Source organism: Streptomyces sp. NPDC000878 (assembly GCF_053599695.1).
This window is the reverse complement of sequence record NZ_JBSFMT010000030.1, coordinates 45,077-70,522: the sequence shown is the minus strand read 5'-3', so window position 1 is coordinate 70,522 and position 25,446 is coordinate 45,077. Positions and strand designations below refer to the sequence as shown.

Below are 25,446 nucleotides of genomic sequence, written 5' to 3'. Positions count from 1 at the left end.
TGGCTTCGGCGTGGGTGAAGCCCTGCCTGCACGCCCGCGGCAGTCAGTCCAGGTGGCGGTCCGATCGGTGCCACTGGCCTCGCACCGGGAAGGCCGGACTCCCGTTCCATCTGGCCCCTGGCCGTAAGGAAGTCGATCGGGCTCCCGAACCACGGGATCAGGCTCGCCATCTCGGCGTCACCGGGATGACGCCACCGGCCTTGATCGAGCAGGGAAGTCAGCTGTGCGGGCAAGGCCAGTCCCCGGACCGTCGCGTACTTCATGGCGGACAGCGTGGCACAGCCCATGTCGACCCATACCGCCTCCGGAGCGGCCACCGGACGCTACGAAACTCGGGGCAGCTCAGTGAAGCGGCCGGCCAGGTCGTTGCCGTACCGGCCCAGACGCTGCCGGTGTTGCTCGAATGACCGATCGCAGGCCCGCACGTGAAACTGCCCGACGGTGGCCGCACGGCCATGGACGTACGCGCTCTCGATCGGCATGTGCCCTCTGTGATCTGACTGACTGACACGACATCCCGCCCGCCCACGCCAGATGCAACAATGCGGCCCTAATGCGAAGAAGGCACTGGCGCACGGTGGGACGCAACCACCGTTGAAACGGGGGAGACCATGGGGCTGGCCATGTGCCCGCTGTGCAGTGAAGACGAGGACATCGAGGTGGTCCGCACCCTCGATGACGGACGACGCGTCGTCAAACACCGGTGTGGCTACGCGTGGGAACACGGGGCGCCCGCCGCCCCGAAGACGATGCTGTCCCACTCCTTCAACGACCTCAAAGCCCGTTTCCCCAAACCCGAGGACGTCGAGCCCGAGTTGCTGGAACGCACTGCCCGGCTCAAGGCGCAGTACCTCGCCACCAGGCCGGACTTCGACCCCGCGGTAGCGGCCTACTGGGCGAAGTACCAGGAGATCTTCTCTCCCGACGGGCTGCGGACCTGCGACCCGAGGCTCCTCAAGGACTTCGCCAACTCCGACGTCGGAGCCCGCCCCGGCAACCAGGCCACCTTCAACTCCGTCTGGAACACCATGGGTGACACCGCGGCCGGAGAGGCGACCCGCAAGACGATCGAGTACCTCCTGTACGGGCCTGACGACGTGCCGCTCGAAGACCGGCTGCAGCAACTGCTGGACGGCACCAAGTCGTTCGCCATGACCGGTTTCAAAGAAGCCCTCCTCACGAGGGTTCTCTGCGTGATGCAGCCCGACCGGTTCCTGACGATCCTCAAGTACAGGACGGAGGCGGGCGGCAAGCGCGAGATCGCGCGGATGGTCTACGGCCTGGAGCTGCCGGCACCTGAGTCGGTGAACTGGACGCTCGGGCGGCTGATCCTCTGGAGCAACGACGTCCTGCGTACCCTGGTCGGCGAAGGCTTCGCCAACCAGCAACACGCCGCCGCCTTCCTGTGGTGGGCCAAGGACCAACCCGGCGGCTTCACATAAGGAGACGTACTTTCGGACATCGCTGCGGGCAGCCTGCCAAGGAGCCTCCACGAACACTCCGCCGCTTTGGCTGGGCATCGTCCGGGCGACAGGGGTGAGCGTACTGACCGAACCAACTGCCGCGACGGCTGTGGCGGTGGGTTCGAAATGAAACACGCACGGAACGCGTGAACTCGGCCTGGCCGAGGGACGGCCGACTGCTGTGCATCCCCCCGGGCCACCAGGACGAGGTACTCAGCCACTTCGCCAAGCCGGCGCACGCCGCCACGGACGCCGGGCGGATCGCCACCGGCCACGCCCAGCCCGGCCCGTGAGGTGTCGTCCAGTCCTACAAGGAAGCACTCAACACCCTCGAACTCGCCGAACGCCTCGCCCTCGACGCCCCGTACTCGGCGACCCCGTACTCCGCGCAGCCGACATCCTCGTCCACCCCGTGCTCACCCGCGACCGCCAAGCCATGGCCGACCTGGTCGTCGACACCCTCGGCCCGCTCACCACGGCCCGCGGCGGCGCCCAGCCCCTCCTCGACACGCTCACCATCCACTTCGACTCCGGGTGTGTCGCCGCCGAGGCCGCCCGCCGCCTCACGCGCAGCGTGCGGGCCCTGACCTACCGCCTGGCACGCATCCACAAGCTCACCGGCGCCAACCCGGCCGATCCCAGGCACCGTTACATGCTCCAGACCGCGGTGATCGGCGCCCGTCTGCTGGACTGGCCAGCCAAGGACCTCTGAATCCCGGTCAGACCTGGGCGAGTTCGGCGGCGCCGAAGGAGACGTCGAAGCGGTCGCACCAGATGCTGACGCTGCTGTACCGGGACAGGTCGACGTCCTCGGGCACCGCATAGTTCTGGCTGCCCTTGTTGCCCTTCAGCCTGCCGAGGCTGACGTACTCCCCGTCGTCGAATACACGCCAGCCGGCCACACCCTCCTTCACGGGCGCGTCGGTCAGCCACACGCGCAGGTCAGGACCGTTGCTGGTGTCGAGGTTCTCCAACCGGACGACGTGTGTGCCGTCGGCCAGCCGGACGAGTTTCACCGTGCCTGACGTCGCATGCTCGTGGCTGATGAGCTCACCGCCTGCCAGCGTGTCCGGCACGGACTGCACGGAGGGTGACCCGGACGGTGCCGCCGCAAGCGTGGCGGACGCCTCCGCCACGCCGGGCAACGCCTCCTGCACCGTCTCGTCCTGCCACAGCTCCCACGGCTGGAACCAGTACAGCCCGAAGCCGACCCCGGCGACGGCCACCACCAGTACCCCGATGAACCAGAACCTGCCCGACAACTTCCGCACGCGCCGCGCCCCTTGAGAGTTCCCTGTCCGTCCTCATTCAAGAGGAGATGCGGCCGTCACAGGCGTCCGGAGAGATGCCGGAACTCTTACATCGCTGCGGCCGGAACATCCGTCGGCTCAGGGCCCCCTCACCTAGAACGCGTTGACCGGTGTCCCCTGTCGCCGGTCACGAAGACCATGCACCGGCCGGTCGGGACCAGGTCGCGGTTGTCCGGAACGGTGGCCTGGATGCCCCTGCCGTCCTTCGCCTTCTTCACCTGCCCTCAGCCTCTCCTCAGAAAAGCCTCAGAGTTCCGCCAAGCGGTGGCCCGGCGGCAGGCCCGACGATCGGAACCACGCGCTGCGACAGGCCTCTCCGACTGTTTCGCGCAGGGCCGGCGCCGCCGGCCCCACAAAACACCGACGACCGAGCCGGCAAGGGCCTGACATGCGTGACCCTGCCGGATGACCCACAGGGGGACCATCAGATGATCACTCAACGCTACGGCGACCTGGAGATCGGCTACACCACCCGATGGAACGACATGTTCTATGCCGCAACCGTTTCCCGGACCGGGGCGTGGCGCACGCTGGGGAGCGTCTACGGGGGCGGTATGACGTCGAGTTGGCAGGGCCTGTACGGCGGACTCGTAGTCCAGGACCGCTCTGCCGACCAGGACCTGCTCAAGCCGCCCGTCGGCTTCCAGCACGTGGGCACTTTCCCCTTCTTTTCCTTGGGCACGATCAAGGTCGAAATGTGGCGTCCTGTCCCGCCGGCCGGATACGTGGCCCTGGGAGACGTAGCGAACCTGTCTCTGCTCGGGCAGGGGCCGCCGAAGCCCGACGCCTCCGCCCTGGGCATCGTGTGCGTGAAGAAGGAGCACAACGGACGCCCCTACGTACGCCGCGCGGAACTCGGCCGCCTTCCCCTCTGGACGAACGGCAACGGGAAGGGCCTGTGGGCCATCACGCCCCCGCTGTATCCCTTCGACGACACCGAGGAGCACCTGTTCCTGCCCGCCGGTACGTTCAGCTGCGGCCCCGCCACCCCGCAGGGGCCGACGGACGTGACCTGGGTGCTGGACCTGCCGGCCGTCGTCGACAAGGCCGACTACGCCCCCGAACTGCGGCTGGAGTCCTACAACGCGCCCCCGGCCCAGGCGATCGTCACCGACCGGGCCGTGACCGTGCCCTACTTCATGGTCAAGGACGATGCACGCTCCGAAGCGTGGAAGGTGGAGAACTCCCCCTTCTACAAGATTCAGCGCAAGCGCCAGTACGAACTCATCCGCCACGTCGACTACCGGGGCGCCGGCAGCGGGCAGATCGCCGAGACGGTCGAGGAGGGCGTCACACAGGAGAGGGGGGAGGAGTTCGCCCTCACGACCGGGATCACCGTCGGCGTCACGACGGGCGTGGAAGCATCGGCCAAGCCCTTCGGTGTGGGTGCGAGCGTCTCCGCGGAAACCTCGGTGAGCGCATCGCTCGAACTGGGCTATACCACGCGCTATGGCGTGTCCACCTTCGAGAACAAGAGCGTGGGCGTGACGTTCGACGTGCCCGCAGGCCATGCCGGCGCCCTGTGGACCGACACCCACCAGCTGGTACCCATCCGCCGTGACGGCACCCTGGTCACCAACGCGAACCTGAGGCTGAACGCCGGCGACTCCGGTTCGTACGTGGGCCGCACCTTCCCGGAGACCGCACGCTCCAAGGTGTCCGTCGTTCGCAAGGTCTCCGACGTGGAACTCAAGGCCGCGGAGGAACTGGGCGTCGACCTCAAGACCCTGGCCGACGTTACCGAGATCACCCAGTAACACCCGCCTGGCGACAGCAGGGGCATACCGACAGGTGGGTGTGTCCCTGCTGTTGTGACCAGCACGGCAAACCGAGAAACGGAGTTCCGATGATCTACAAGAGCAAGTACCCGAATGTCGCCGTCGTCGACCGTCCCCTCCATGAATGGGTGCTCGGCGATGCGTCGCGGCGCGGAACGCGGCCGGCCCTGGTGGACGTGGCGGGCGGACGGACGCTCAGCTACGGCGAACTGGCCGCGCTGGTCCGGGGGATCGCGGCGGGCCTCGCCGCCGAGGGCATCGGCAAGGGCGCCGTGATCGCGTTGCACTCGCCGAACACTGTTCTGTTCCCCGTGGTCCTCTACGCCAGCACCACCGCGGGAGCCACGGTGACCACGCTGTCGCCGCTGGCCACACCCGCCGAGATCGCCAAGCAGCTGATCGACTCCGAGGCCCGGCTGATGGTGAGCGTGTCAGCGCTGGTCGAGACCGCGCGGGCCGCGGTCGAGCTGGTCCGGCGGCAGACCGGCCGGGGCATCGAGATCCTGGTCTGTGACAGGGCGGACGGTCACCGTTCGGTGCTGGAGCTGCTGAGCGACGGCGACGTGCCAGCGTTCGAGCTCGATCCCGCCGTGGACGTCGCCGTGCTGCCGTATTCGAGCGGTACGACGGGCGTGCCGAAGGGCGTGATGCTGACCCACCGCAACCTGTGCACCAATCTGGAACAGTTGAACGGACTGCATCGGGTCGGTGAGAACGACCGCGTCATCGCGGTCCTGCCCTTCTTCCACATCTTCGGGTTGACCGCACTGGTCAACAGCGCGCTGCACCGTGGCGCGACTGTGTACGTGCACGCGCGGTTCGATCTCGACGCGTTCCTGACCAGCCTGGAGCGCGACCGCATCACCCACGCCTACGTCGCACCGCCGGTGATGCTGGCGCTGGCCAAGCACCCCGCCGTCGGAAACCTGGACCTGTCGCATCTGCGGCGCGTCATCTGCGCGGCGGCACCACTCGACGCCGGGCTGCAGGCGGCGGTGGCCGACCGGCTGGGCGTGGAGGTCGGGCAGGCGTACGGAATGACCGAACTGTCCCCCGCCTCACACATCCACGCCGACGGCAACCTCGACGAGCCCGTCGCGTGCGTCGGGCACCTGCTCCCGTCGACGCAGGCACGCCTGGTCGATCCCTTCACCGGGCAGGACGTCGCGGAAGGCGAACCGGGCGAGGTGTGGATCCGCGGGCCACAGGTGATGAAGGGCTACTTCGGCCGCCCGGAGGACACCGACGCGACCGTCGACGCCGAAGGCTGGCTGCACACAGGGGACATCGGCCGGGTCGACGAGGACGGGAACTGGTTCATCGTCGACCGGGTCAAGGAGCTCATCAAGTACAAGGGCTACCAGGTGGCGCCGGCCGAGCTCGAAGCCATCCTGGTGCAGCATCCCGGCATCGCCGACGCGGCCGTGATCGGCGTCAGCGACGAGGAGGGCAACGAGATACCCAAGGCGTTCGTGGTGCCCGTGACGGGGGTGCCGATATCCGCCGCCGCGGTGATGGCCCACGTCGAGGGGCAGGTCGCCCCGTACAAGAGGATCCGCCGGGTCGAGTTCATCGAGGCGGTACCGAAGGCGGCCTCAGGGAAGATCCTCCGGCGGCAGCTGCGGGAACGGGAGCCGGCGCGCTCCTGAGCGGTGTCCGTGCTCGCGGGCCCGGCGTCTGGGACGACGTGGGAGCCCCCAACTCCCTCAGGTTGAAGGGATGTTGTAAAGTTTTCGTGTGGGCAGCGCGGTTTACCGGTTCGGGCAGTACGCGTTGGACGCGGACCGTCGTCGACTCAGCCATGACGGACAGGGGGTCGACGTCGAGCCCCAGGCCCTGGACCTCCTGTGCCACCTGGTCGAGCACCGCGGCCGCGTCGTGCCCGAAGAAGAACTGCGCGACCGGATGGGGCACGGACACGCGGTCAGCGAGGCCGCACTCGCCACCGTCCTGCGCACGGCCCGTCTCGCGATCGGTGACAGCGACACACGGCAGCAGCTGATTCGCGCCGTGCACCCGCACGGCTATCGGTTCGTCTCGCATACGACGGTGGCGTCCACCACTCCGGCCGCCATGCCCACGGCCCCCGGCGTCCCGGCAGGAACGGAGGCGGACCACGAGGTCATCCGGTTCTGCCGGTCCGCCGACGGCACCCGCATCGCCTACGCGCTCACCGGCGAGGGCCCGCCCCTGGTGAAGACCGCCAACTGGCTGACTCACCTCGACCTCGACCGGACCAACCCGATGTGGGCCCACTGGTTCGACGGTCTCACCCGCGGCCGGCAGCTCATCCGCTACGACGAGCGGGGCTGCGGCCTCTCCTCGTGGGACATGGGCAGCTTCACCCTCGACAACCTGGTCGCCGACCTCGATGCCGTGGCCGATGCCGTCGGCCTCGACCGATTCCCCCTGCTCGGGGTGTCACAGGGCGGCGCGGTGGCGGTGGCCTACGCCGCGCTTCGCCCCGAGCGGGTCAGTCATCTGATCCTCACCTCCGCTTATGCCCGGGGACAGCAGATCCGCGCGGGCAGCGACGCCGAGCGCGATGCCGCCGAGGTCGACCTCAACATCGCCCGCGCCGGATGGCGTTCGCAGGACAGCAGCTTCCTGCGCTACTTCGCCTCCCAGTTCCTCGCCGACGCCACTCCCGCGGAGTGGGACGCGTTCGCCGCCTACCAGCGCCAGACGACCTCGCCCGCCAACGGCCTGCGCTTCCTGGAGGAGTTCACCCGCATCGACGTCTCCGGCATCGCTCACGACGTGACCTGCCCCACGCTGATCATCCACTCCCGCGACGACGCGCGCGTCCCCGTCGCACAGGCCCTGGAACTGGCCACGCTCATCCCCGACAGCCGGCTGATCCTGCTCGACAGCCGCAACCACCTGTTCACCGCCGACGACCCGGCCTGGCCCACCTTCCTCACCCACCTGGACAACTTCCTCTCCGAGTAGCCCGGCAGACGAAACGCCCGCGACGACAGGAGGGCCCCGCGGGGCGCGGCACACGGCCGTATCGGCGACTGCGTGCGGATGCCGGTCCGCGCTCCGGTGGGTGTGGCGGTCGCACAGTCCATGGCCATGCCGGGAAGAGATGAGCGACGGGCGAGGGCCCACCGGCACAGCGTCGGCCGGTGGGCCCCTGTTGCCCGCCAGGTGACGGTTACTGCTGGATCTCGGTGACGTCGGATTCGGTCAGGATCTTGGGGTCGATCCCCATGTCCTGTGCGGCCTTGATCTCCTCGTCCGAGAACTTGCGGGCGACGACGATCTTGGTGGCGTCGAGGTGCGGGAAGGTGCGGCCCACGTAGTAGCCGGAGTTCAGCTTCAGGTTCGCGCTGGTGACCAGGGTGGCGTCGCCCCGGATCGGGACCAGCAGATGAGTGTCGGTCCACAGTGCGCCGGCATGGTCGGCGGGCACGTCGTACGACACGCTCACCGCCTTGTTCTCGAAGGTGGACACGCTGTAGCGCGAGGCGTACCCGAGTTCGAGGGACGCGCTCACCGTGGCTTCCGCGTAGGAGCTGGCCCCCATGCCGAAGGGCTTGGCCGACGCCTCCACGCCCGCGGTGACGCTGACGGAGATCCCGACGTTCTGCGAGAACTCCTGCCCCCTCTCCTCCGAGACGCCTTGCTGGATCTCCTCGAGGATCGTCCCGCTGCCCGAGCCCCGGTAGTCGACGTGGCGGACGAGATCGTACTGACGCTTGCGCTGAATCTTGTAGAAGGGAGAGTTCTCCACCTTCCACGCCTCGGTGCGCCCATCGTCCTTGACCATGTGATACGGCACGGTCACGGTCCGGTCGGTGACGATCGACTGTGCCGGGGGCGGGTTGTAGGACGTCAGGGTCATCTCCGGGGCGTAGCCGGTCTTGTCGACGGCGGCCGGCAGGTCCAGCACCCAGGTCACGGCCGTCGGCGCGTGCTGCACATCAGGGCCGCAGCTGAAGGTGGCGGCCGGCAGGAGCAGATGCTCCTCGGTGTCGTCCGCCGGGAACAGCGGGGTCGTGACGGCCCAGAGAGCCTCCCCCGAGCCATTTACCCGAAGCGGGAGCCGACCGAGTTCGCCGCGGCGTACATAGGCGCGTCCTTCGTGCACCTGCTTGACGCACACGAGGCCCAACTCAGAGACGCGGGGCTTGACAGCCCCCGCGCTCGTGTGCATGGTCACCACGTCTCCCAGGGCGACGTAGCCGGCGGGCGGGACGGGCCGCCAGATGTCGGCGTCGCGGGACGTCCAGGGGTCAAAACGGCCCACCTTCTGGAAGTCCACGGGCGGCCGGAGCAGGTCCTGACCGGAGGAGAGGTCCTTGACCAGGAGCCCTCCGAACTCGCCGCCCGGCCACGTCGTCGAAAATGCATTGTTCGCGAAGACGGCGCCCAGGGCGCGCCATTGCCCGTCCCCCGCGGGGACTCCGGCCTGGAAGTACGGGTACGTGTTCGCGTGCCACTGCGTGGTGTAGGCGACCTCCAGGTCGCCGTAGCGCTGAGTGATCATGTGTCTGGGTTCCCCCTGTGGTGTTCCGAAATGACGTCCGTGAAGCCGTCGAACGGCTTCACGGACGCCGGTGGTCTTGCCGGGCCGGCATCGCGCCGGCCTGTGCGATCGGTGTGCGACTAGCCGATGACGATGTCGCAGTCGGCCCTGCCGCTGGCGGCGATGTCGGCGAAGTCCGCCTGGATGGCGGGGTCGTACGCCGCCGAGCTGATGCTGCGGGTCTTCTTGCCGGGCACGGCCTTCTTCCCGGTCGAGTGCGAGACCTCTGCCGCACCCCACGTCAGGTCACAGGTCCAGTGGAAGGTGCGGACGAGCAGGTTCGAGTTGTGCCCGCTTCCCGCGATCGACCAGTTGCCGTCCGCCTTCACCACGAAGGTGACGTTGCCGTTGACGCTCCGGCTGCTGTCGCTCGTGGCGAACGTGATCGACTGGCCGTCCGCCGCGACCGTCTTGGTGGTGTCGTTGGCCTGCGCCGGAAGCGTTCCCAGCAGCAGGGAGCCCAGCCCGGCCCCCGTCGCGATCAGCAGCGCCAGCCCCCGGCGAGTCCGGGCCTGGCCGGACGTCCTGGTGTTGTCGAGTCGCATCTTCTGTCCTTCTCTCTCGTGTGTGTCTCGTGTCTGAGGTGAGTGCCGGGCTGGGGGGAGACGCCCTCACGGCTGCTCTTCGGCCCGGCACTTCTCCAGCATCGGGCTCGCCGATCGGCAAGGCTTGGTGGAGGTCTGAGGCATGTCTGAGGCATGTCTGAGGGTGGGCTGAGGGCGCTTCCCTCATGGGCGAGCCGGGTTGACGAGGCGCGTGTGCACCGCGTCCGGCGGGCCGGACGCAAACGGGGGTGTGTGAGGCTGCCCGGATGTTCTCCTCCGCGGGGCCGCAATGCGGGTCGCCGAACACCGGAAACAGCAGACAACCGGAGATCGCAACACCGGTCTACGGGGCGGGCTGATCACTCATCCCCACCATCGGCCCGCACCGGTGACACGGCTGGTCGGCGCATGATGCCGCAGCCCGCCCGCAGGCCGGCGTGGGCCTGCCCGGGGAATCAGGCTGAGCAACCTTCAGGGCAGCCCACACATGGCGCGGGAAGATCAGGACGTCGCCGTCACCGGCGAAGATTGCGGCCGCTGGCTTCGCCGCCCCGCACGCCAGGCCGCCAGGACCGACTTCGTCGGCCCGAGTCGTTGATGACGCGGTCACGGTCGTCTGGGTCCTGGTGGCCGCCCGCCGACCCCTCGGCCCGCAGGCGGCCGGCCACCTGCCCCAGCTCGGCGCCGCCTTGGCCGACGACTGCTGAGGCCACGCGGCTCACTCAGTCAGGAAGGCGTCGACGTGCGACAGGAACTCGTCCCAGGCCGGTTCGTACGCGGTGAGCAGGTGGCTGCGGCTCTTGAGCAGGACCAGCCGGCTGTCGGGAATGAGAGAGGCCAGCTCATTGGCCTGCGAGACCGGCACCCGCTCGTCGTCGCGGGAGTGGAGGATCAGCGTCGGACAGGCCACTCTGTGGGCGATGTCGGACACGTCGATCCGGGCGAACTCCTCAAGGAAACGGACCCCGTTGGCCGGCGAGGTCGTCTGCCGCTGGAAGGCGGTGAACTCGTCCCAGTCCTCCGGTGTGCCGTCGGGCAGGAACTGGGAGGCGAAGACCCGCAGGAATCTGGGGTCCTGGTGGATCCATCCCACCCGGGCCACATCCAGGTCGAGGGCCGCCTCGGCGCTCTCGGTCTCGCTTCGGGCCCGGACCTGCCGTCCTCGGGCGTAGGCCCCGGCGAGGATCAGCCGGCTGACCCGCTCCGGATGGCGCACGGCATAGGCCACCGCCACCGCACCGCCCTGCGACACCCCGAGCAGCGGGAACCTGTCGAGCCCCACGGCCTCGACCACGGTCTCCAGGTCGTCGACCCAGTCCTCAAACGTGAAGCCGGGCACCACCCAGTCCGAGAGGCCGCACCCGCGCTCGTCGTAGCGGATCAGGCCACGGTTACGGGCAAGGCCGCCCAGCCAGTGCGCCCACACCGGAGTCGTCCACTCAAGGTCGAGGTGGGTCATCCAATTGGCCGCCTTGAGCAGGGGCGGCCCCGCGCCGACGGAGGCATAGGCGATACGGGTGCCGTCGTCGGCCCGGCAGAACCGGATGGTCTGACGATCAGGGCCCAGCGGTCCGCCGACCACCGGCGCCTTCAGGTCTGTCTCCCGGGCAGAGCCGATGGATGTGTCCGCCCCGATGACCATCGCCGCAGCCACGAACTGGTATCCCCGCCGGTGCACCGTGCGGATCACTTGCTGTCGGCTGCCACTGTCTCCCACAGCCAGGCGCACGGTCCGCAGCGCAGTGGTGAGCGCGGCCTCGCTGACGAACCGGTCCCCCCACACCTCGTCGAGCAGCTCGTTCTTCGACACCACCCGGTCCCGGTGCTCGACCAGATGGCTCAGCAGATCCAGGGCCCGGGGCTCGACATGGACCGGATCGCCAGCCCGACGGAGCTGGTGACGAGCGAGGTCAAGCTCGTACTCCCCGAAGCGATACGTGTCCCCCTCCACCTTTGCATCGTACAACTCCCGTCTACCGGCGTACACATGAACGATCCAGGTGCACGCCGACACCCGGCCGGACGCTGAGCCGCCTGCCTGCGACGGCTTCCCCACCGTCGTCGGCAGGGCCGTCGGCACCGGCGGCCCGGAACTCGAACTGCGGGATCGTGGTGACCCGTTCACGGATCGGCTGGTGCTGCAGCGGGTCACCGCGCGGGTCTCAGGGTTCAGGGCGCTGGGAATTCGTGGACATGGCCGAGCAGTTGAAGGGTGGCGGCCGTCGCGCCGGCCACTGCGGCCAGGCCCTACGCCCGGGCATCACTCAAGCTGCGCAGGGTTGACGAGCGGCGATTGCCAGCTGGTCAGGTGCTCAGAGACTTCCTGTGTCGGAGTAGCGCAGGTGGAGACACCGCCCGCCTGCCGTCAGCGAGGCGGGTGGGACGGAAGGGTATCGGGGGTGACGCGCTCGGCCTTTGCTGCTTCGGCGAGGGCCTCGGCAGCGGCTTCGGCGGCCTGGGCCTTGTCGTTGGCGGCCTGGGCGACCATGTCGTCCGAAGGTTTCTCGCGGGTGGCCGGCGACTGGGGCAGCACCTCGGTGAAGGCGCGGGACATGCCCTGGAGCGCGGAGGTGATCTCGCTGGGGATCACCCAGAAGTTGTTGCCCGAGCCCTGCGCGAGTTGGGGCAGCGTCTGAAGGTACTGGTAGGCGAGCAGTTTGGGGTCGGGGTCGTTGCGATGTACGGCCTGGAACACCTCGTCGATGGCCCGGGACTGGCCCTCTGCCTGGAGGATCGCAGCGGTACGGTTACCCTCCGCGCGCAGGACCGCGGCCTGCTTGTCACCTTCGGCGGTGAGGATCTGCGACTGGCGCTGCCCCTCGGCCCCGAGAATCGCGGCCCGCTTGTCCCGCTCCGCTCGCATCTGCTTCTGCATCGCGTCCTTGATGGACTGCGGCGGGTCGATGGCCTTGATCTCCACCCGGTTGACCCTCAGCCCCCACTTTCCGGTGGCCTCGTCCAGCACACCACGGAGCTGGCTGTTGATGGTGTCCCGCGAGGTGAGCGTCTTCTCCAGATCCATGGATCCCACGACGTTGCGCAAGGTGGTCACGGTGAGCTGTTCGACCCCCTGAAGGAAATTCGCGATCTCGTAGAAAGCCGCTCGTGGGTCGGTCACCTGGAAGTAGAGCACCGTGTCGATCTCGACGACCAGGTTGTCCTCGGTGATGACCGGTTGCGGTTTGAAGGAAACAACCTGTTCCCGCAGATCGATCACCGGATGAACTCGGTCGATGAATGGGATGACGAGGCTGAGGCCGGGGTCCAGGGTCCGGTGGTAGCGGCCGAGTCGCTCGACATTGCGAGCGCGTGCCTGGGGCACGATTCGGACTGCCCGCACCACGGTGAAAACCGCGATCAGCGCGACGATCAGGCCGGTGATGAGGAACGCTGAGGTTTCCATGGCTTCAGTCCCGGGGGTAGACGATCGCGGTGGCGCCGCTGATCTCCATGACGTCGACGGTCTTTCCAGGTGGAATCACCAGCGTCTCGTCGTAGGCGCGGGCCGTCCACTCCTCCCCGTCGATACGGACCCTGCCGCCCAGGCCCGTCACCTCCGAGACGACGTAGGCTGCCTTGCCGACCAGCGCGTCCACACCGAATCGCTCCACCTGGGGCCGGAGCACGTGGCGCAGCGCAACGGGGCGCACGAACAACACGGTGACTGTGGAAACGATGGTGAACACAAAGAACTGCAGGGGCGGTGGCAGTCCGGCCGCGGCGGACCCCGCCGTGACCAACGCGGCCGCACTCAGCAGTCCGAGCGCAGCAGTAAGGGTGAAGATTTCCGCCACAGCCAACACTCCTGCGACGATCAACCAGATCAGCCATGGATCCATTGCGTGCCTCTTCTGACCGGTGCGGGCGCGAAGGGCCTGAGTCCCACCATTGCACCTCGATACGAGACAGCCGCGATACCCCTGGGAAAAGGAAACCTGCCGAACGACCGGTGGTGTACTTCTGCAATATGCACATCGAGCAAACAAATTCACACCTTTACGGCAATTTTACCTGTGGGGTTCGCGTAACCGCTCCAGCAGTTTCTCGCCGGAGTCGAGGCTGCGGGCTTTCGAGCAGTGCACGGACCGGCGTGCCTGCTCGGTATCATCACCGCCTCACCCGTTCGTTCTGGTGCCGCCTGACGCAGAAACGAATGCCGGGAGCGCCGGTCGGCAGTCCGGGCCCTGTCGCGGGCCGGGGCTTCCAGGTCAGCGGTCGAGTGCCGGTCCCGCCGTGTCCAGCGCCGCACCCACCTGGTCGGCCAGGCTCACGGCGACCAGACGCGTTTGCAAGGGCGGTGGGACGGTGCCGGGCTCGGGCAGCAGCATGAACCGGCCGAGATAGCGGCCACCGACCGAGGCGCGCAGTTCGATCTCCTCGCCGGGCCAGCCGTCCTTCTCCAGGTCACGGTAGGCTCCCCCGACGGTCACCGAGCCGTCCTGTTCGAGGTGTGGGGGCCGTCCGAGCAGTGTTCCGTGCTCGAAGCGGCAGCCACGCAGCCCCAGGATTTCGACGAGTTGTCGGCTCACCTGGTCCACCACCGTGTAAGGCGATGCCCCGCTCTGGACCAGGGACGCCGTGTCGTGGATCCGCGTCAGGTGGGCCGCGTCCGTGACAGTGACCAGTTTCAGTCTGCGTGCGTGGGCCGCCAGTTGGGAGACGGCCACGCCCACCGCGAGCAACAGGAGCGTGGTGGTGACGTCGTCGCTGTCGGAGATGACGAACCGCTGGTAGGGGCGGGTGAGGAAGAAGTCGAACCATGCCGCGGCGGACAGCGCGGCCACCACTCCGGCGGTCCGGCTGCCCAGGGCCGCGACCGCCACGACGACCACGACGAGGCCGAGCGCCAGATTCGCGGACGAGATGTGGGCACGGACCGGCACCAGGGCGACCGCGACCACGAGCGGAGCGAGCAGAGCGGCGGCCAGAGCGATCCGGTCACGGAACGTGCTGCGCATGGTCCACCTCACTGGGGTGATCGAGCGCCCCGTTTCCGGGGCGGCGGGTCGATGGTCGCGGTACGACCATCGGCAGGATTCAGGATCCCGCTGTTGCCCCGCCCTGCCACGGGAACGCGCGTGGCCTTGACGCATTCCTGACGCCCCAGGTGCCGGGGTGTACGGCTTGTCCGTCGCGTCGCCCGGTGCCGGGCAGAACGCCGTCCACGGATCTACGACGTGGCCGTTGCCCGAAGGCCGGCCTGGGGCGGCGGATGACCGGGGGCGGCCGGGAGGGTGAGGACCATGGTGAGGCCGCCGCCCGGGGTGTCCTCGGCGGTGAGGGTGCCGCCCATGGCCTCGGCAAAGCCCCGCGCGACCGCGAGCCCGAGCCCCACGCCCGCTCCGCGTGGAGCGTCGCCGTAGCGCTGGAAGGGCTCGAAGATCCGGTCTTTGGCTTCGTCGGGGACGCCGGGGCCGCGGTCGACGACCCGAACCTCCACACGGTCGGCGAGCGCGCTGGCGGAGACCGTCACCGGCTGGCCGTCAGGGCTGTACTTGACCGCGTTCTCGACGACGTTGGCGACGGAGCGCTCCAGCAGTCCCTTGTCGACGGCGACCATCGGCAGGGTCTCGGGAATGTCCAGGACGACGGCCGCCTCGGGGTCGGGGATGCCGACGAGTGCCAGGGGGACGACTTCGTCGAGGTCGATCTCGCGGATGAGCGGGTTGAGGGTTCCGGTCTGGAGGCGGGACATGTCAAGGAGGTTGCCGACGAGGTGGTCGAGGCGGTCGGCGCCGTCCTCGATCGCGGCCAGCAGCTCCGCCCGGTCGTCCTCGGACCACTCGACGTCGCCTGAGCGCAGGGAGGAGACGGATGCCTTGATGCCGGCGAGGGGGGTGCGCAGGTCGTGGCTGACGGCGGCGAGCAGGGCGGTGCGGATGCGGTTGCCCTCGGCGAGGCCCTTGGCCTGGTCGGCCTCGTGCTGAAGGCGCTGGCGGTCCAGGACGACGACGGCCTGGGCGGCGAAGGCAGCGAGCACCCGGCGGTCCTCGGCCGGCAGGACGCGTCCGGACAGGGCGAGCGCCATGTGGTCGCCGACCGGCATGTCCACGTCCGCGGCTTCCGGACGGTCCACGACCTGCCGGGGGCCCACGCTGCCCGCGCAGGTCCACGGGTCGACATCGCTCTTGCGCTCCAGCAGGGCCACCGACTCCATGCCGAAGGTCTCCCGGACCCGTTCGAGCAGCGCCTCCAGGCTCGTCTCGCCGCGCAGCACGCTGCCCGCGAGGAAGGACAGGATCTCCGACTCGGCGCGCAGCCGGGCCGCCTGCTGAGTTCGCCGGGCGGCGAGGTCGACCACGGAGGCGACCGAGGTGGCCACCGCGAAGAACACGGCGATGGCGACGATGTTCTTGGGGTCGTCGATGGTCCAGGTGCGGACGGGCGACGTGAAGAACCAGTTGAGGAGCGCCGACCCGACTGTCGCCGAGGCCAGCGCCGGGAGTAGTCCGCCGAGCAGGGCCGCGGCCACCGTCAGCGACAGGAACAGCAGCATGTCGTTGGCGAGGCCGAGATCCGCGGCGACGTGGGTCAGCAGCAGGGCGAGCAGCACCGGGCCGCCCATGCCGACCAGCCAGCCCCAGACGATGCGCGCCCGGCCGAGCCGAGCGCCCCGGGCAACCGGCAGCCCGCGGCCTTTGCCCGCCTCGTCGTGGGTGATCAGGTGAACGTCGAGGTCGGGGCCGGATTCCCGGGCGACGGTGGCGCCTACGCCGGGCCCGAAGACGTACTGCCAGCCCTTGCGCCGGGAAACACCGAGCACGACCTGGGTGGCGTTCACCCCGCGGGCGAAGGCCAGCAGCGCGGCCGGTATGTCGTCGCCGACGACGTGGTGGAAAGTACCGCCGAGATCCTCAACGAGGGTGCGCTGGACGGCGAGTTCCTTCGGGGAGGCGGACGTGAGGCCGTCGCTGCGGGCGATGTAGACGGCCAAGACCTCGCCGCCGGCGCCCTTCTCCGCGAGGCGGGCGGCGCGGCGGATCAGCGTGCGGCCTTCCGGCCCGCCGGTCAGGCCGACGACGATGCGCTCGCGCGAGCCCCAGATCTTGGAGACCCGGTGCTCGCTGCGGTACTCGGTCAGGTACTCGTCGACCCGGTCGGCAACCCAGAGCAGGGCCAGTTCCCGCAGGGCGGTCAGGTTCCCGGGCCGGAAGTAGTTGGACAGCGCCGCGTCGACCTTGTCCGGCTTGTAGATGTTGCCGTGCGCCATCCGCCGCCGCAGCGACTGGGGCGACATGTCGACCAGCTCTATCTGGTCGGCCCGGCGCACCATCTCGTCCGGGACCGTCTCCTGCTGCCGTACGCCGGTTATCGACTCCACGACGTCGCCCAGGGACTCCAGATGCTGGATGTTCACAGTCGACACGACATCGATCCCCGCGTCCAGCAGTTCCTCGACGTCCTGCCAGCGCTTGGTGTTGCGCGAGCCGGGGATGTTGGTGTGGGCGAGTTCGTCGACCAGCGCCACCTGTGGTTGCCGGGTCAGCACCGCGTCGACGTCCATCTCCGTGAATGCCGTGTCCCGGTACTCCAGCTCCTTGCGGGGGATCTCCTCCAGGCCGTGCAGCATCACCTCGGTGCGCGGCCGGTGGTGGTGCTCGACGAAGGCGACCACGCAGTCGGTGCCACGCTCGGTGCGGCGGTGTGCCTCGGAGAGCATGGCGTAGGTCTTGCCGACGCCCGGTGCCGCGCCGAGGTAGATCCGGAGCTTGCCGCGTGCCATCGTCTCGTCTCTGCGCTCGTGCGGGATGAAAGGGTTGCCAGGTGGGTCACGTCTCGAAGCGGTAGCCCATGCCCGGCTCGGTGACCAGGTGGCGAGGGTGGGCCGGGTCCATTTCGAGTTTGCGCCTGAGCTGGGCCATGTACACCCGGAGGTAGTTGGTCTTGTCACCGTAGGTGGGGCCCCAGACCTCCTGGAGCAGGTGCTTCTGTGTGACCAGCCGGCCGGGACTGGTCACCAGGATCTCCAGCAGGTGCCACTCCGTGGGGGTGAGGCGGATGTCGCGTCCGTCGCGGGTGGCCTTCTTGGCCAGCAGGTCGATGCTGAAGCAGTCGGTCGTCACCACGCTCGTCCCGGGAGCCAGCGATAGGGCCTCGGTGCGGCGGACCGCCGCCCGCAGCCGAGCCAGCAGCTCGTCCATGCTGAACGGCTTGGTGATGTAGTCGTCGGCACCCGCGTCGAGGGCAGCCACCTTCTCCTGGGCGGCGCGGCGGGCGGAAAGGACCAGGATGGGGGTCCGTGTCCAGCCGCGCAGCGCCTTGATCACCTCGACGCCGTCCATGTCGGGCAGTCCCAGGTCGAGCACGACCACGTCGGGCTGACGGGCGGCGGCGAGCCGGAGGGCCGTGGCGCCGTCCGGCGCCGCGTCCACTCCGTACTGCCGTGCCTGCATGTTGATCACAAGGGCTCGTACGAGCTGTGGATCGTCCTCCACCACCAGCACCCGGGTCATCGGCGTGCGGCCTTCCTGTCTTCGGTGGACGGGTCCTGGCGGGAAGATCCGCAACGGGGGCCTATGGGACGAGGGCACTCGCCCCGTCAGCCCTCGGTCGCAGCCCTTCCCGCCACGGCCCTCAGTTCTCGGCCAGTTCCTTGAGCGCGATGTTGAGTTCGAGGACGTTGACGCGTGGCTGGTCGAGGAAGCCGAGCGTACGGCCCTCGGTGTGTGCCTTGACCAGCTTCTCCACCTGGGCGAGGGGCAGTCCGTTCGCCTCGGCGACCCGCTTGGCCTGGATGTCCGCGTACTCCGGGGAGATGTCGGGGTCGATGGCGGAGGCCGAGCCGGTGACCGCGTCGACGGGTACCGCGGACTCGGGGACGTCGTTGAACTCGGCGACCTGCTTCTTCGCCGCCCGGACGTTCTTGACGAGCGTCGGGTCGTCGGCGCCGAGCTGGCCGGAGCCGGTGGCCAGCGGGTCGTAGCCGCTGTTGGACGGACGGCCCTGGAACCACTTGGGGTCCGGTTTGGCGGTGCCCTTGATGTTCCAGCTCTGTCCGATCAGCGTCGAGCCGACCACCCTGCCGTCGGCCTCGGTCATCGAACCGTTGGCCTTGTCGTGGAAGGCGACCTGCCCGATGCCGGTGACGACAAGGGGGTAGACGACGCCGGTCACGACGGTGAGGACGAGCAGCATGCGCAGTGCGGCCCATGCCATGCGCCCGGTGTTCACTACGGAGTTCTTCATGTCCTTCATCCGATCCCGGGGATCAGCGAGATGAGCAGGTCGATGAGCTTGATGCCGACGAACGGGACGATCAGGCCGCCCAGCCCGTAGACGGCGAGGTTGCGGCGCAGCATCTTGTCCGCGCTCATCGGCCGGTACCGCACGCCGCGCAGGGCGAGCGGTACGAGCGCGATGATGATCAGCGCGTTGAAGACGACGGCCGACAGGATCGCCGACTCCGGGGACGCCAGACCCATGATGTTGAGCTTGTCGAGCGACGGGTAGGCGACCGCGAACATCGCGGGGATGATCGCGAAGTACTTGGCGACGTCGTTGGCGATGGAGAACGTCGTCAACGCGCCCCGGGTGATGAGGAGTTGCTTGCCGATCTCGACGATCTCGATCAGCTTGGTCGGGTTCGAGTCGAGGTCGACCATGTTCCCGGCCTCTTTGGCGGCCGAGGTTCCGGTGTTCATGGCCACGCCGACGTCGGCCTGGGCGAGGGCGGGCGCGTCGTTCGTGCCGTCGCCGGTCATCGCGACGAGCTTGCCGCCCGCCTGTTCCCGTTTGATGAGGGCCATCTTGTCCTCGGGGGTGGCCTCGGCGAGGAAGTCGTCGACGCCTGCCTCCTCGGCGATGGCCTTGGCGGTCAGCGGGTTGTCGCCGGTGATCATGATCGTCTTGATTCCCATGCGGCGCAGTTCGTCGAACCGCTCCCGCATGCCCTCCTTGACGACGTCCTTGAGGTGGATGACACCGAGGACGCGGGCACCCTGATCGTCCTGGATGGCGACGAGCAGCGGGGTACCGCCGGCTTCGGAGATGCGGTCGGCGAGCGGGCCGGCGTCCTCGGACACCGCACCTCCCTGTTCCTTCACCCAGGCGATCACCGAGCCGGCCGCGCCCTTGCGGACCTTGCGTCCGTCGACCTCCACCCCTGACATGCGGGTCTGCGCGGTGAAGGTGATCCACTCGGCATGCGCCAGCTCGCCCTGGTGGCGTTCGCGCAGCCCGTACTTCTGCTTCGCCAGGACGACGATGGAGCGGCCCTCGGGTGTCTCGTCGGCCAGTGAGGACAGCTGGGCGGCGTCCGCGACCTCGGCCTCGGTTGTCCCCGCCACCGGCACGAACTCGGCGGCCTGCCGGTTGCCGAGGGTGATGGTGCCGGTCTTGTCGAGAAGGAGCGTCGACACGTCGCCGGCGGCCTCGACGGCCCGCCCGGACATGGCGAGCACATTGCGCTGGACCAGCCGGTCCATGCCCGCGATACCGATCGCGGAGAGCAGTGCGCCGATGGTGGTCGGGATCAGGCAGACCAGCAGCGCGGTGAGCACGATCATCGAGGTCTGCTTGTCCGCGCCCGCGTAGATCGCGAAGGGCTTCAGCGTGACCACCGCGAGGAGGAAGACGATGGTGAGCGAGGCGAGCAGGATGTTCAGCGCGATCTCGTTGGGCGTCTTCTGCCGGGCCGCGCCCTCGACCAGGGCGATCATGCGGTCGATGAAGGTCTCGCCGGGCTTCGTCGTGATCTTGATGACGATCCGGTCGGAGAGGACCTTCGTGCCGCCGGTGACTGCGGACCGGTCACCACCGGACTCCCGGATGACGGGCGCGGACTCACCGGTGATGGCCGACTCGTCCACGGACGCGACGCCCTCGACGACGTCCCCGTCGCCGGGAATGATGTCGCCGGCCTCGCACACGACCAGGTCACCGATCCGTAGTTCGGTACCGGGTACCTGCTCCTCCCCCGTGCCGTCCTTGACGAGCCGGCGGGCGACGGTGTCGGTCTTGGCCTTGCGCAGGGTGTCGGCCTGCGCCTTGCCCCGGCCCTCGGCGACCGCCTCCGCCAGGTTGGCGAAGACGACGGTCAGCCACAGCCACACGGTGATGGTCCAGCCGAACCAGTCCCCCGGGGTCCTGACGGCCAGCACGGTGGTGACCACCGAGCCGACCAGCACCACGAACATGACGGGCGACTTGACCATCACCCGCGGGTCGAGCTTGCGGCAGGCGTCCGGCAGGGACTTCACCAACTGCTCGGGGTCGAAGAGGCCGACACCGACGCGGCCTTCCTTGTGACCGGTCGGGGCGTCCTGGTGCGGCGCCCGGGTGGGTGTGCCTGTGGACATCGCGTCCTCTTGCTTCTTGATGTCGGTGGTCATGTCGCCAGCCCCTCGGCGAGCGGGCCCAGCGCGAGGGCAGGGAAGAACGTCAGACCGGTAATGATCATGATGGCGCCCACCAGCAGGCCGGTGAACAGCGGCTTCTCCGTGCGGAGCGTGCCCGCTGTCTCCGGGACCGGCTTCTGCCCGGCCAGCGAGCCCGCCAGGGCGAGCACGAACACCATCGGCAGGAACCGTCCCAGAGCCATGCACAGGCCCAGCGTCGTGTTGAAGAACGGAGTGTTGGCACCGAAGCCCGCGAACGCGGAGCCGTTGTTGTTGGAGGCGGAGGTGTAGGCGTAGAGGACCTCGGAGAAGCCGTGCGCGCCGATGTTGGTCATGGCTTCCCGGCCGTCCTGCAGTGCCATGGCAACAGCGGTACCGACCAGCACGAGGGCCGGAGTGACAAGGATGTAGCAGGCCGCCAGCTTGATCTCACGAGTCCCGATCTTCTTGCCCAGGTACTCGGGCGTACGACCGACCATCAGACCGGCGATGAACACCGCGATGATCGCCATAATCAGCATCCCGTACAGCCCGGAGCCCACTCCGCCGGGCGCGAGCTCGCCCAGCATCATGCCGAGCAGCAGCACACCGCCGGACAACCCTTGGTAGGAGTCGTGGAAGGAGTTGACCGACCCCGTCGAGGTCATGGTCGTCGACACCGCGAACAGGGAGGACGGGCCCTCGCCGAAGCGCTGTTCCTTGCCCTCCATCGAACCGCCCGCGAGCTGCGAGGCGGTGCCCGGGTGGGCGTACTCGATCCAGGTCACCGCGACCACGCCGAGGAACCAGATGATCCCCATGGCCGCGACGATCGCGTAGCCCTGCCTGACGTTGCCGACCATCTTGCCGAAGGTGCGCGGCAGCGAGAACGGGATCAGCAGCAGAAGGAAGATCTCCAGCAGGTTGGTGAAGCCGCCCGGGTTCTCGAAGGGATGGGCGCTGTTGGCGTTGAAGAAGCCGCCGCCGTTCGTCCCCACCTCCTTGATGGCCTCCTGGGAGGCGACCGCACCCGGGCTGATGGCCTGCTTGTCACCGGTCAGCGTGGTGATGGTGTGGATGTCGCCGAAGTTCTGGATGACGCCGGCGGCGATCAGCAGCACGGCCACGACCAGGGAGAGCGGCAGCAGGATGCGGACGACACCGCGCACCAGGTCCGCCCAGAAGTTGCCGAGGTCGCCGGTACGGGACCGGGCGAAACCGCGCACGAGCGCGACGGCGACAGCGATACCGACGGCAGCCGACACGAAGTTCTGCACGGCAAGCCCGGCGGTCTGGGTGACGTGGCTCATCGCCACCTCGCCCGAGTACGACTGCCAGTTGGTGTTCGACACGAACGACACGGCCGTGTTGAACGCCTGGTCCGGAGTGATCGCCTTGAAGCCGAGCGACAGCGGCAGCTTGTCCTGGACGCGCTGGAGCACGTACAGGAAGATCACGCCCACCGCGGAGAAGGCCAGCACCCCCCGCAGGTACGCCGGCCAGCGCATCTCCGCGTCCGGGTCGGCACCCACCGAGCGGTAGATCCACTTCTCAATACGCAAGTGCTTCTTGGAGCTGTAGACGGCGGCCATGTAGTCGCCGAGCGGGCGGTGCGCCAGGGCGAGCGCGCCGATCAGCGCCATCACCAGGAGCACGTCAGCAAGAACGGGACTCATGGGCGTACTCAGAACCTCTCCGGGAAGATCAGGGCGAGGATGAGGTAACCCAGCAGGGCGACGGCCACGACCAGCCCTGCGATGTTCTCGGCGGTCACAGCTTCGTCACCCCCTTGGCGACGAGAGCCACCAGCGCGAACACCGCGATCGTGGTGACGACGAAGGCCACGTCGGCCATCGTGAGCTCCTGAGTGAGGGGCGGGAAATCCCGTGAGGATTCGGACCGCTTCAGGAAACCCGCCCGGCCGACCGATGTCAGGGGCCCTTGACGCCTCCCTTACGGCGGCCCGCCCACTCTTGACGCGGTCCATACGCCCGGCACCGGGTACCCACCCGGGGCAACCGGCCCGCCCGTTGCTTCCCGGCCTCGCCTGGGTCTTGCCGGTGACGACGATGCCGTCGCCCTTCTGGGCGATCCTGTCGGCAGTGTCGTACGTGAAGTCCTCACCGGGACGCTCGATGCCGACGGCCGTGACACCAGCTACCGTCCTACCGTCGCTGCCCCCGTTCCCGGCCAGTCAGCCACCACACGACCGAAGCCGTACAGGTGACCGTGACGCCCACCGCCCACCGGCCACCGGCCACCGGGGCAGGACGCCGCCAAGCATCAGGGCGTGGCCCAGCACCGTCGTCACGACGCCCACCGCTGCGAACACCGCGCTGTGAGTAGCGCCCGTCGCGCGGCACGGTTCGTTCCACCGCCGTGGGGGTGCGTTCGAGGCATCAGGCAGCGGCTCCAGACCGGCGTGCTTCCCGCTTGTCACGGATGGCTGGCACGCGAACGTTCGCGCACGTGCCAGTCAGTGGCTGGCGGCTCGGCGACCGCCTTCGCTCCGGGGCTGTGGTCCCCACCCGGATCTCATGGGGTGATTTTCACGGTCTTGGACACAGTGACCTGGTCGATGTCGGAGACGCGCACCGTGGCCCGCATCGTCCAGATCCCGGCGAGCGGGAGATTGAGGCTGTCGCTGCCCCAGTAGCCTCGCTGGTCGACGATTTCCGCGTCGAGCGGGCCGACGCGCTGCGCGGACTGGGTGAAGGTGAGACGCAGTTCGGGGATGTCGATGAGGCTTCCGTCGGCGCCGAAGACCACGGCCTCCACCACGTTGCGGCCGACCCGGCCCGGTTCCAGCGTGACCTGTACCTTGCCGCTCCCCGCAGGGACACCCGTGTCGAAAGGGACCACCGCGAGGGTTACGTTCGACCGCCCGACGGCCGTGGACGCCGCTGCGGACTCGGCGGCGGCCCGCCCAGGCCGGCTGCCCGTCAGCACGGTGGTGACCGCGAGCACCACGACGCCGATCACCACCTCGGCCAGCACGGACCTGCGCAGGCCGCGCCGCTGGACCTCCGGGCTGGGCTCGGCAGTGCTGGACCCAGCGGCAGGCTCCGTCGTGAGGTCTGGCGGAGAGCTCGGGTCACCAACGCCCACGGCGACCAGTACCGGTTTCACCTGGGGCACCCGCAGGAGCCCTCTTGTCCAGTTCCGCGAGTGCGACGCCGCCAACAGCATGAGTGCCACGGCCGCGATCTTCAGGGCGAGCGTCCTCCCGTAGGGGGTGGTGAACGCCTCCCAGGAGCCGAGTCCGCGCCAGGACTGGTAGACACCGGTGGCTGCCAACACGGCCACCGAGGCGAGCGCGAGCCGGGAGAAACGTGCCACCGCGGCGGGCGGGAGCGGGTCGTCGGCCTGTGCCCGGAACAGCGCCACCAGCAGCGCGGTCAGCCCACCGAGCCACACGGACATGGCGAGCAGGTGCAACACGGCGGAGACCATCGCCACAGGCACCTGGATCCCCGCGGAAGCGTGCTCGGCCGCCGCCCAGGTCCCGGCAAGGCCGAGGCAGAGTGCGACGCCCGCCGCCACCGTGTCACGTCCGGCTTTCCACTCGGACCGGCCGCGCCTGAGAAGCAGGGCCACCAACAGGAGCAGAGCCAGGCGGACCAGTAGCGCGATGCCCGGCCGGCTGTCCACCGTGCTCCGCAGCAGTCGCGGATCGAACACCCCGGCCGGTCCGTCCCCGCTCGCGTACGGCCCGCGTATCAGCAGCAGCGCGACCGTCGACAACGCCAGCGCCCACCACCCGGCCGCAAGCGGTCCGCGCACCACACGTACGGCCGTGGCCCCGGGTCGGCAGACCAGGACGAACACGGCGCTGCCGATCAGTAGGGCCAGGCCCCCGTAGGCAACGTAGCGGCCGATGCCGTAGAGGGTGTCGACGGCGGGATCCACGGCCGGCTCGGCAGCGACCTCGGCGCGGGTCTGCGAGGGCGCTCCGACGGAGAAGGTGAAGGCACCGGACACGGCGTGGCTGTCCTCCGACAGCACTCGCCAGGAGACGGTGTACGTGCCCTCCTGCAGGTCGCCGGGCAGCGGCACGCGCGCGGTGTCCGCCTTGCCGTCCGCGTGCTCGGGGTCGCCCGCGGTGACCGGGCGGCTGTTCGGGTCGAGGACGCGCACCGAGTCCTCGGCCAGGGCGACGGACTCGGTGAAGGAGACCGTCACCCACTTCGGCGCTGTCTTCAGCACCATGCCCGCGCTCGGTTCGCTGCCGGTCAGCACCGCGTGTGCCGAGGCCGGTGTCGCGCCGCCGAGCAGGACACCGGCCAGCATGGCGGCCACCACCAGCAGTGTCCTGCCCACGCGCCGACCCTGCTGCGCCTGTCGTCGTTCCACGTCATGTCTCCGGGTCGGCTCTTGGATCTCGGAGGCGTTCGGACACGTGCCGACGTGTCCGACGCCGTGCTGACCTCGGGGCCGTGCTCCGGCCGCGCGGACAGCGCACGGGCAGGTCAGATACCGGAGAAGGCCCGGGGCCCGGCCG

At 68.9% G+C, this 25,446-nt stretch carries 18 protein-coding genes and 1 pseudogene; 5 read left to right on the top strand and 14 right to left on the bottom strand.

Translation table 11 applies throughout. The features are described 5' to 3' along the window. Nucleotides 1–611 precede the first annotated feature (611 nt). Together ACWDR4_RS25620 and ACWDR4_RS25615 are read left to right on the top strand one after the other, a co-directional pair. Complete coding sequence (locus ACWDR4_RS25620) at nucleotides 612–1,442, top strand: hypothetical protein (RefSeq protein ID WP_450411983.1); 831 nt, start codon at nucleotides 612–614, stop codon at nucleotides 1,440–1,442. Nucleotides 1,443–1,627: 185 nt separating this feature from the next. Then, nucleotides 1,628–2,175, top strand: a pseudogene (locus ACWDR4_RS25615) (PucR family transcriptional regulator); the annotation flags it as partial. 7 nt (nucleotides 2,176–2,182) lie between these two features. Here the strand turns inward: ACWDR4_RS25615 and ACWDR4_RS25610 are convergent. Further along, entirely contained in the window at nucleotides 2,183–2,734 is a 552-nt protein-coding gene (locus ACWDR4_RS25610; protein ID WP_450411981.1) for a DM13 domain-containing protein, read from the bottom strand. 467 nt (nucleotides 2,735–3,201) lie between these two features. On the opposite strand from ACWDR4_RS25610, the gene ACWDR4_RS25605 reads away from it, so the two are divergent. From ACWDR4_RS25605 to ACWDR4_RS25595, 3 genes are all read left to right on the top strand, one after another. Further along, a complete protein-coding gene (locus tag ACWDR4_RS25605; RefSeq protein WP_450411979.1) occupies nucleotides 3,202–4,530 on the top strand; it encodes a hypothetical protein in 1,329 nt (442 codons plus the stop codon). A gap of 89 nt (nucleotides 4,531–4,619) precedes the next feature. After that, nucleotides 4,620–6,200, top strand: coding sequence for an AMP-binding protein (locus ACWDR4_RS25600; protein ID WP_450411978.1), 1,581 nt, complete (start codon nucleotides 4,620–4,622; stop codon nucleotides 6,198–6,200). Between the two features lie 88 nt (nucleotides 6,201–6,288). Next, nucleotides 6,289–7,503, top strand: a complete 1,215-nt coding sequence (locus tag ACWDR4_RS25595; protein WP_450411976.1) for an alpha/beta fold hydrolase — start codon at nucleotides 6,289–6,291, stop codon at nucleotides 7,501–7,503. Between the two features lie 208 nt (nucleotides 7,504–7,711). Here ACWDR4_RS25595 and ACWDR4_RS25590 read toward each other — a convergent pair whose 3' ends face one another. The 13 genes from ACWDR4_RS25590 to ACWDR4_RS25530 form a co-directional block, all read right to left on the bottom strand. Next, the gene (locus ACWDR4_RS25590; protein WP_450411974.1) at nucleotides 7,712–9,046 is read right to left on the bottom strand and encodes a hypothetical protein; all 1,335 of its coding nucleotides are present in this window, start codon (nucleotides 9,044–9,046) and stop codon (nucleotides 7,712–7,714) included. Between the two features lie 119 nt (nucleotides 9,047–9,165). Beyond that, nucleotides 9,166–9,630 carry a hypothetical protein gene (locus tag ACWDR4_RS25585; RefSeq protein ID WP_450411972.1) on the bottom strand — a complete coding sequence of 155 codons (465 nt, stop codon included), beginning with the start codon at nucleotides 9,628–9,630 and terminating at the stop codon, nucleotides 9,166–9,168. A 718-nt stretch (nucleotides 9,631–10,348) separates the two neighbouring features. Beyond that, nucleotides 10,349–11,581 (bottom strand): alpha/beta fold hydrolase, encoded by a 1,233-nt coding sequence (locus ACWDR4_RS25580; RefSeq protein ID WP_450411970.1) that lies wholly within the window; start codon nucleotides 11,579–11,581, stop codon nucleotides 10,349–10,351. Between the two features lie 414 nt (nucleotides 11,582–11,995). Then, nucleotides 11,996–13,033 carry an SPFH domain-containing protein gene (locus tag ACWDR4_RS25575; RefSeq protein WP_450411968.1) on the bottom strand — a complete coding sequence of 346 codons (1,038 nt, stop codon included), beginning with the start codon at nucleotides 13,031–13,033 and terminating at the stop codon, nucleotides 11,996–11,998. A 4-nt stretch (nucleotides 13,034–13,037) separates the two neighbouring features. Beyond that, nucleotides 13,038–13,469: an NfeD family protein gene (locus ACWDR4_RS25570; RefSeq protein WP_450411967.1), complete on the bottom strand. Its 432-nt coding sequence runs from the start codon at nucleotides 13,467–13,469 to the stop codon at nucleotides 13,038–13,040. Between the two features lie 369 nt (nucleotides 13,470–13,838). Beyond that, nucleotides 13,839–14,588: a DUF4118 domain-containing protein gene (locus tag ACWDR4_RS25565; protein WP_450411965.1), complete on the bottom strand. Its 750-nt coding sequence runs from the start codon at nucleotides 14,586–14,588 to the stop codon at nucleotides 13,839–13,841. Between the two features lie 212 nt (nucleotides 14,589–14,800). Beyond that, the gene (locus ACWDR4_RS25560; RefSeq protein ID WP_450411963.1) at nucleotides 14,801–17,353 is read right to left on the bottom strand and encodes an ATP-binding protein; all 2,553 of its coding nucleotides are present in this window, start codon (nucleotides 17,351–17,353) and stop codon (nucleotides 14,801–14,803) included. A 46-nt stretch (nucleotides 17,354–17,399) separates the two neighbouring features. Next, nucleotides 17,400–18,083, bottom strand: coding sequence for a response regulator (locus tag ACWDR4_RS25555; RefSeq protein ID WP_450411961.1), 684 nt, complete (start codon nucleotides 18,081–18,083; stop codon nucleotides 17,400–17,402). A 121-nt stretch (nucleotides 18,084–18,204) separates the two neighbouring features. After that, entirely contained in the window at nucleotides 18,205–18,816 is a 612-nt protein-coding gene (kdpC, locus tag ACWDR4_RS25550; RefSeq protein WP_450411959.1) for a potassium-transporting ATPase subunit KdpC, read from the bottom strand. Nucleotides 18,817–18,821: 5 nt separating this feature from the next. Beyond that, a complete protein-coding gene (gene kdpB, locus ACWDR4_RS25545) occupies nucleotides 18,822–20,960 on the bottom strand; it encodes a potassium-transporting ATPase subunit KdpB (RefSeq protein WP_450411957.1) in 2,139 nt (712 codons plus the stop codon). Continuing rightward, nucleotides 20,957–22,621, bottom strand: coding sequence for a potassium-transporting ATPase subunit KdpA (kdpA, locus tag ACWDR4_RS25540; protein WP_450411956.1), 1,665 nt, complete (start codon nucleotides 22,619–22,621; stop codon nucleotides 20,957–20,959). Before kdpA ends, kdpB begins: the two co-directional genes overlap by 4 nt. Before the next feature lie 8 nt (nucleotides 22,622–22,629). Further along, on the bottom strand, nucleotides 22,630–22,719 hold the full coding sequence (gene kdpF, locus ACWDR4_RS25535) for a K(+)-transporting ATPase subunit F (RefSeq protein WP_371658220.1): 90 nt from the start codon (nucleotides 22,717–22,719) through the stop codon (nucleotides 22,630–22,632). A gap of 761 nt (nucleotides 22,720–23,480) precedes the next feature. Then, nucleotides 23,481–25,235, bottom strand: a complete 1,755-nt coding sequence (locus ACWDR4_RS25530) for a copper resistance CopC/CopD family protein (protein WP_450412048.1) — start codon at nucleotides 25,233–25,235, stop codon at nucleotides 23,481–23,483. Nucleotides 25,236–25,446 lie beyond the last annotated feature (211 nt).

Bases quoted from the DNA above. Each gene is read 5' to 3' on its own strand.
- ACWDR4_RS25620 (WP_450411983.1), top strand. From the start codon at position 612: ATGGGGCTGGCCATGTGCCCGCTGTGCAGTGAAGACGAGGACATCGAG.
- ACWDR4_RS25605 (WP_450411979.1), top strand. From the start codon at position 3,202: ATGATCACTCAACGCTACGGCGACCTGGAGATCGGCTACACCACCCGA.
- ACWDR4_RS25600 (WP_450411978.1), top strand. From the start codon at position 4,620: ATGATCTACAAGAGCAAGTACCCGAATGTCGCCGTCGTCGACCGTCCC.
- ACWDR4_RS25590 (WP_450411974.1), bottom strand. From the start codon at position 9,046: ATGATCACTCAGCGCTACGGCGACCTGGAGGTCGCCTACACCACGCAG.
- ACWDR4_RS25585 (WP_450411972.1), bottom strand. From the start codon at position 9,630: ATGCGACTCGACAACACCAGGACGTCCGGCCAGGCCCGGACTCGCCGG.
- ACWDR4_RS25575 (WP_450411968.1), bottom strand. From the start codon at position 13,033: ATGGAAACCTCAGCGTTCCTCATCACCGGCCTGATCGTCGCGCTGATC.
- ACWDR4_RS25570 (WP_450411967.1), bottom strand. From the start codon at position 13,469: ATGGATCCATGGCTGATCTGGTTGATCGTCGCAGGAGTGTTGGCTGTG.
- ACWDR4_RS25565 (WP_450411965.1), bottom strand. From the start codon at position 14,588: ATGCGCAGCACGTTCCGTGACCGGATCGCTCTGGCCGCCGCTCTGCTC.
- ACWDR4_RS25560 (WP_450411963.1), bottom strand. From the start codon at position 17,353: ATGGCACGCGGCAAGCTCCGGATCTACCTCGGCGCGGCACCGGGCGTC.
- ACWDR4_RS25555 (WP_450411961.1), bottom strand. From the start codon at position 18,083: ATGACCCGGGTGCTGGTGGTGGAGGACGATCCACAGCTCGTACGAGCC.
- kdpC (WP_450411959.1), bottom strand. From the start codon at position 18,816: ATGAAGAACTCCGTAGTGAACACCGGGCGCATGGCATGGGCCGCACTG.
- kdpB (WP_450411957.1), bottom strand. From the start codon at position 20,960: ATGACCACCGACATCAAGAAGCAAGAGGACGCGATGTCCACAGGCACA.
- kdpA (WP_450411956.1), bottom strand. From the start codon at position 22,621: ATGAGTCCCGTTCTTGCTGACGTGCTCCTGGTGATGGCGCTGATCGGC.
- ACWDR4_RS25530 (WP_450412048.1), bottom strand. From the start codon at position 25,235: ATGCTGGCCGGTGTCCTGCTCGGCGGCGCGACACCGGCCTCGGCACAC.